General features: G+C 41.4%; 1 protein-coding gene. It reads right to left on the bottom strand.

Going from position 1 to position 500, the window contains the following annotated elements:
* The coding region (locus JHD82_RS29035) for an AIPR family protein (RefSeq protein ID WP_233174952.1) at positions 1–485 on the bottom strand (485 nt) is incomplete at its 3' end.
* Positions 486–500: the final 15 nt, after the last annotated feature.

The raw sequence follows: 500 nt of genomic DNA, 5'->3' as shown, positions 1-500 counted from the left end.
TAGTAATACGACTCGTGATCACTGTCTTTAAACAAACTGTCACTGCGTGATGTAAATATTCTTGAAACGTATCGCGCTGAATTGTGAGGCGAATCCAGAAACATCGCCGCATAGCATCTTGCTACTTCGCGTACGTCGAAGATGCGAGTGTATTGGTGGCCAGCATTCTTGTATTCGCCTTGACGTCTTTCAAAGAATATTTTGTTTTCAGGAAGGCTATCTTGATTGTGTGCGTTGAAATATTTTTGAACTAGTTTGGCTTTGCTTCGTAGTCCAAAAAAGGCTTCTTTTGGGATGTCTGATTGACTATTGGTGGCCGCAATAATATCGCTGGACGATTCATTTTCAGGAGACTCAATGAATTTGACAACTACATTCACGGAGTCTGTGAGATGCAGCCTATTTTCAAATAAAGTACTGCTGGTTTGACACCCATTAATGATCTGATAGTTTGTAAGATGAATTTCCTTGGTGTTCGGTGTCAACGTCAGTTCAGGCGC

Origin of the sequence: Delftia sp. ASV31 (genome assembly GCF_016428765.1) — a bacterium.
In the GTDB taxonomy this organism is placed as follows: Bacteria; Pseudomonadota; Gammaproteobacteria; order Burkholderiales; family Burkholderiaceae_C; genus Comamonas; species Comamonas acidovorans.
The sequence above is the reverse complement of the archived record's forward strand: the minus strand, read 5'-3'. Positions and strand labels throughout refer to the sequence as shown.